3 protein-coding genes are annotated in these 6,683 nt (G+C 50.6%); all 3 read left to right on the top strand.

Going from position 1 to position 6,683, the window contains the following annotated elements:
- Positions 1-25 precede the first annotated feature (25 nt).
- The 3 genes from K2I50_RS10395 (at position 26) to K2I50_RS10385 (ending at position 6,673) form a co-directional block, all read left to right on the top strand.
- A complete protein-coding gene (locus K2I50_RS10395; RefSeq protein ID WP_301026284.1) occupies positions 26-2,584 on the top strand; it encodes a glycoside hydrolase family 3 protein in 2,559 nt (852 codons plus the stop codon).
- Positions 2,585-2,663: 79 nt separating this feature from the next.
- Positions 2,664-3,827, top strand: coding sequence for a sialidase family protein (locus tag K2I50_RS10390; protein WP_301026283.1), 1,164 nt, complete (start codon positions 2,664-2,666; stop codon positions 3,825-3,827).
- Positions 3,828-4,354: 527 nt separating this feature from the next.
- Positions 4,355-6,673 (top strand): hypothetical protein, encoded by a 2,319-nt coding sequence (locus K2I50_RS10385; RefSeq protein WP_301026282.1) that lies wholly within the window; start codon positions 4,355-4,357, stop codon positions 6,671-6,673.
- The last annotated feature ends 10 nt before the right edge of the window (positions 6,674-6,683 follow it).

Below are 6,683 nucleotides of genomic sequence, written 5' to 3'. Positions count from 1 at the left end.
AATATATTTTATATCCGAAACGATTATGCAACGAGTAATTCGACTGGCAGTCGGCACTGCGAGGCTGGCTGTTTCTACTACGGTAGTATGCGGGCAGGCTCTTTATCAGGATGAGAGCGCACCTGTTGAAGCAAGGGTGTCGGATCTTCTTGGGCGTCTTACTGTTGAAGAGAAAGTAGGATTGCTGAGGGCTACCTCTCCGGCAATAAATCGACTTGGCATTGACAAATATTATCATGGCAACGAGGCGCTACACGGGGTGGTGCGTCCCGGGCGTTTTACGGTTTTTCCGCAGGCTATCGGTCTGGCCGCCACGTGGAATACTGACCTTATACACAGTGTGGCTACAGCAATATCCGACGAGGCGCGCGCACGCTGGAATGAACTCGACCAGGGTCGCCGGCAGACCGAGCAGTTTACCGACCTGCTCACGTTCTGGTCGCCGACAGTCAATATGGCGCGTGATCCGCGCTGGGGACGCACTCCTGAGACTTATGGCGAGGACCCGGTGTTGAGCGGAGCGATTGGTACGGCGTTTGTCAAGGGCTTGCAGGGTGATGACCCGCGTTACCTGAAGATTGTGTCTACGCCAAAGCATTTCGCGGCCAACAATGAGGAGCATAATCGCTTCTCGTGCCTTCCGCAGCTTACCGAGAAGCAGCTTCGGGAGTATTACCTTCCGGCATTCGAGCAGTGTGTGACCGAAGGTAAGGCTGCTTCGATTATGGCGGCGTATAATGCTGTGTTTGATGTGCCGTGCGCGGCCAATCCGTGGTTGCTGACCAAGGTGTTGCGCGACGACTGGGGGTTCGACGGTTACGTGGTGAGCGATTGTGGCGGAGTCGCTGCGGTGAGAAACGCACATAAATATTGCAAGACTCTGGAAACGGCCGGTGCGCTATGTCTGAAAGCCGGACTTGACCTTGAGTGTGGCGACGAGGTGTACGACGAGCCGTTGCTCCGGGCCTATAGGCTGGGCATGGTGACAGACTCCGATATCGATACAGCGGCCGCCCGTGTGCTCAGGGCACGCATGCGTCTCGGGATATTCGACTCCGGGAGAGATAATCCTTATGCGCAGATACCTGCGTCGGTGATAGGTTCTCCGGAGCATCAGCAGCTTGCTCTTGAGACTGCACGCCAGTCGATAGTGCTGCTCAAGAATTCAGGCTCGACATTGCCTCTCGACGCAAAGAAAATAAAGACTATAGGCGTTGTCGGAATCAATGCCGACAAGGCGGAGTTTGGCGATTACAGCGGCATGCCTGTCGTGGCTCCGGTGTCGGTGCTCCAGGGTATCCGTGAGCGTGCCGGCAGTGACGTGAGGGTGTTGCATGCTCCGTGGAAGTCGGCCAAGGATGGTCTGGAAATCATTGACGAGCGCTCATTTCCCGAGGGAGTGAAAGCCGAGTATTTCTCCAATATGAATCTTGAGGGCACACCAAAGGTAAGGCATGAAAAGTGGGTCAACTATGAGCCTGCCAACCAGGCTCCGGATCCGTTTTTGCCCGGCAATCCGGTGTCGATAAGATGGACCGGAAAACTTCGTCCTCCGGTAAGCGGCGAATATGTCATGACATTCACCAGCGATGACGGCGCGCGTCTGTATATCGACGACAGGTTGCTCGTTGATTCGTGGGGAGGACACGCCGTGCGTACCGACTCTGCATCGGTATATCTCGAGGCTGGGCGTGACTACAATCTGCGTGCCGAGTACTGGGACAACCGCGACTATGCCATAGCGCGCCTTCAGTGGAGAGTGCCGAGTGCTCCTGCGTCGACGCATCTTGACATGTTTGGCGAGGCCGGCGATGTGGCTCGCAAGAGCGACGTGGTAGTCGCTGTGATGGGTATCAACAAGTCGATTGAGCGCGAGGGGCAGGACCGCTATGATATCGGTCTGCCCGACGACCAGCGCGAGTTTCTGCGTGAGCTCTACAAGGTGAATCGGAATATAGTGCTTGTGGTTGTCGCAGGGAGCAATCTGGCCCTAAACTGGGAGAATGACAATCTGCCGGCAATCGTCGACGCATGGTATGGAGGCGAGAGCGGAGGCCGTGCCGTGGCCGAGGTGCTTTTCGGTGATTACAATCCCGGCGGACGCTTGCCGCTGACATTCTACAGGAGCCTTGAGGATTTGCCTGCATTTGACGACTACGACATTACAAAGGGTCGTACATATAAATATTTTACAGGCGATGTGGTGTATCCCTTCGGACATGGGCTCAGCTATTCGACATTCCGGTATGGCAATCTCAGGGTAGAGGATGCGGGTGACAGTGTGCTTGTGTCGTTCGATGTCAGAAATACCGGACGGTATGACGGAGATGAGGTGGCGCAGGTGTATATGCGCATGCCGGAGTATGGCTGTGCGATAGCTCCGCTCAAGGAACTCAAAGGGTTCAGGCGCGTGAGTGTGGCTCGCGGAAAGACAGAGCGTGTGGAGATAGCTGTGCCTAAATCCACATTGCGCTACTGGGATGACCGGAACGCCGGTTTTGTGACCGTTCCGGCAGGGCAGTATGAGGTGCTTGTCGGCTCGTCGTCGGCCGATATACGCCTGCAGACTGCCATTATGCTCTGATTTATTAGGTATAATTGATTAAAATGTATTATCTTTGTGCAAATTATGAAATTATACTAACTGTAATACCTTAAACGACATGATTAAATCATCCATGAAGTATGCAATCCGTGTTTCGGCGTTGTCGATAGTGATGTTCGGCAGTATTGGAGTTTCCGCCCAACAGGTGCATACCGCGGAATGGGCCGACGGGGTAGAGCGTGCGCTTGTATACCGCCCCGGCGACTATGGTTCGAAATTCTACCGTATCCCGGCGATAGTCACTGCAAAAGACGGTTCGCTCGTCACAGTTGCAGACAAGCGTATAGAACACAACGGTGACCTTCCCGCCAAAATCGATGTGGTGTCGCGTCGCAGTACCGACGGCGGACGTACATGGAGCGAATATGTCACAGTGGCGGCTCACGATGAGACCGGCGGATGTGGCGACCCCGCTCTTGTAGTTGACCGGAAGTCGGGCGATATTATTGCGATATTCAGTCACGGCAACGGCCTGTGGCAGGATAGCCCGGCGCATATCAGCGTTGCCCGCAGCAAGGACAACGGGCTGACCTGGGGCCCGATGCTCGATATCAACCCGCAGATACTTACCACCGACCCGTCGGGCAAGCAGCCGATTAAATGTACGAGCGCGTTTGCTTCGTCGGGACGTGCCACCCAGCTCGACAACGGGCGCATAATGTTTCCGCTTGTGGTGCGCGAGAAGGAGAATCCGTGCTTCAAAGTGTATGCCATCTATTCGGATGACTGCGGCAAGACATGGAGCGTGTCGAAGAATCCCGCCACAGCCGACGGCGACGAGTCGAAGATAGTACAGCTTGCCGACGGCTCGCTGATAATGAGTATACGCAACCGTTTCGGCTCGCTCCGCAAGTTCTCGTATTCCCACGACCGCGGCGAGACATGGAGCGATCCGGTGCCTGTAGAGGGGCTGCCCGATCCGCGTTGCAACGGCGATATCATCCGCTACAACCGCGACGGCCACGACCTGCTGCTCCAGTCGCTTCCCGGCGACCCCAACGGCCGCAACAATGTGGCTATCTACGTGAGCAAGGATGGCGGCAAGACATGGCCCGTGAAGAAGACCGTGGTAACTATTCCTTCGGCTTACTCTTCTATGACAATACTGCCCGACGGCAGCATCGGCATCCTTACTGAAGAGAGCGCCAACGGTCACTACAGCTACGACATCTGGTATACACGTATGCCTATCGATGTGATTCTCGCCGGCGACAAGAAGTAATGCCGCAACTGAGATTCCTGTCATTCATGACCGGCGCGGGATATGATTTATCCCCATATACATATTATAATATAGTTATGTGTTATAATATGGTTATATGTGTGGCGTGGTTTGCAGCGTTGTGACTGCGTTAATGAGTATATGGGCGTAGCCCTTCGCCGAACTGTCTGATAATCCGTATGATGCGCCCACTGCCTCCAGGCAGTGGGCGCATTTGCTGTCTAATGGGTTAACTAAGGTTAAATATTAAATAAATTTGGCGAAAATGTTGATTTTGTATAAAGTTGATGTTATATTTGCGATAATTGCTAAAAATATTAAAAGCCTTGCTTATGGATGCCATGCTCCCTCTATCAATGTCAATTAATTATGTCGGTAGCAATCGGTATCTGTTTCAGAGCAGTGAAACGCTTGATGACAATATCGAGTTTCCGGATAATACCGAAATCATATTGCGCAATGCTGCCCACGTGTCGTGTAGCAATCTTACTATTGGGCGTAACTCCCTGATACGCATAGAGTCGGGTATGCTGACTGTAAAGGAGGGATGTAAATTGACGCTTGGAGAAGGATCCATACTTGATGCACGCAGTGGTGTGCTTGATCTTGTAGGAGCCCGCTGCGATATAAGGCCGGAAAGTACTCTGATGCTGTCGGATTATCCGGTAAGAGGGGGAACGCTTGCCGGTGGATGGGGAGCAATCCCGGTTTCCTGGGATAATGGCGATTATAAATTCCACAAGTACCGCAGTTACCTTCAGGCACCGATATCAAGGGTGTTCGATGGTACGGAGTTTGTAGGGCATTGGGATATGGACAGAGCGTATCCTCAATGGTTTGCCGATGCGGATTGCGACGATTGGTCGGAGCCTATTAACAAGGCGATTGACCTTAAAGGTTCCGGCGAGGTGTTCCTTCCCGCAGGTATATATTATGTAAAGAGGACTATACGCGTACGCGTAGGCATACAGCTTGTCGGTGAGGCCGGCATGAATTTGAATTATGGTGAGGTGAACTCGATAGGGACTGATGTCGACGCGACAGTGATTGTGCCTATACAGACGGTGTCGACCACTGCGCCGTCGGCAGGCGCCTCTACCCTGACCCATCGTTTTGCAAGAGGGATTGTGATTGCTGTCAATGTACAGCCGCAGTATCTTGTTGTCGGTGATTCGTATGAGCCGGCAACCGGTAATACTGAAGAGGAAAAATACAACAACTGGAAAAAAGCGAACACTGTATACGATGTGCACGAAATACCTATGATGGAGGTCGGAAATCAGGTACCGGGCACTTTGGTCAGATATATTAAGATTGATAACTCGGATACATTCAGTGTGCCGGATAAAAGTAATCCTGACAAGAGATTTTATTCAGGATTGCCATATCTGTGTGGGGTATGTGCTGCCGGATGCGCTCATATTGATTGTATGGTATTTGTCCGGTTATGGCAGTCGATAGCATGGAGTAATGATTATGCTGATCACAAGAAGATAACAGGATGCTGGATTGCAGACTACAGTACAAATAACCGTGTCATAAACAGTGACGGCACCCCCGCTATTGGCCCTGACGGGAATGACAGCACATATACCATTCATGCCGGATTCCTTGGCGATGCTCTTGTGATTCAGGGAAATATGGTACATGACCATGATAATACAAAAGGTGTATATGTCGGCTTTGCCTCCGGTGCTACAATCAACAGTAACATATTTAACTGTCATGTTCTGCTCAACCAGTGTTTTGCTACAACATTTGCCGACAATCATCTTGAAAACATTGATGCCCAGCTGCAAATCAAAAATGGAAATGTTACGGTTCAGGGAAATTATTTCCAGAAGGGGAGCAAGCCGTCGATTGTTATAATCCCGGATGGACATGCATTGGCTATTGTTACCTGTATGAATAACACATTCATATGGATAAGAGATGAGGGGCCTGTCTCGGACGAGAGTGTGGATTACATGTCATCGATATGTAAATATGACATATCTTTTATTGAAAGGAATAGCTTTAATATGCCGAATCAGCGTATTATAGCTACAGTGTCCATAAGCCATTGTTATCGGCAATATAAAGGCTATAACATTCAGGAACCGCTTCCATTCGGCGTGCTGTTGTGCACGCAAAGAGACAGCTATCCGGAGAATAAAAGGAGCTGTGAATCAATTAATTATTTGTCGCCTTTAGTCTCCATGTCGAGTGTGATAACACCGGGTGAACGTGTTTCGATGCCGGTGACTGTATGCATGGATATCAACCGGATTAAAATGTATTTTAATTCGGCGCCGGGAATATCAGGCAAAGATCCCTTATGGCTTGGACCTACCGCGTCATTTTCTTATTCTTACAGATTGGTATGGGATATGAAACGTGGCATTTATGCTCATGATGGAAATGGACACTCGCTTTTGGGATTATGTGAGAATGTTATGGTATATAGTTATTCAGAGGATATACCTTCGCGTGGGGAGGTGCTCTTCTCGTTGTCGACGGATGGTGGTAATCCTGAAGAATCCGGTATGCTTTTTTATGTTATCATGTATCGTAAAAGTGTCACTTTAGATGGAAAGGTAATGTGGGAAAAAGTTGAAGTCCCGGTGTGTGGAGGCTCATTGCTTTATGATAATGGCATTTGTGTCTGTGGTTTTAAATGGGAAAGGTGTCCGGAGCCTCAAGAGATGCCTTTTAATGACGGAATCACCGGAATTGAATATCACGGACAGAATGTCGTGGTTTACTCGACCAAGCCGGTAGATTTCGCCAAGGGGCAATGGAGTGTCGGCGACAGAGTCTACAATGTTGGTAAGGATGAGTCGTGGGTAATGCAAATAAAGAAGTAATAATTAATTT

The organism is Muribaculum sp., from assembly GCF_029051885.1.
GTDB lineage: Bacteria > Bacteroidota > Bacteroidia > Bacteroidales > Muribaculaceae > Muribaculum.
This window is presented reverse-complemented; position numbering and strand designations above follow the sequence as displayed.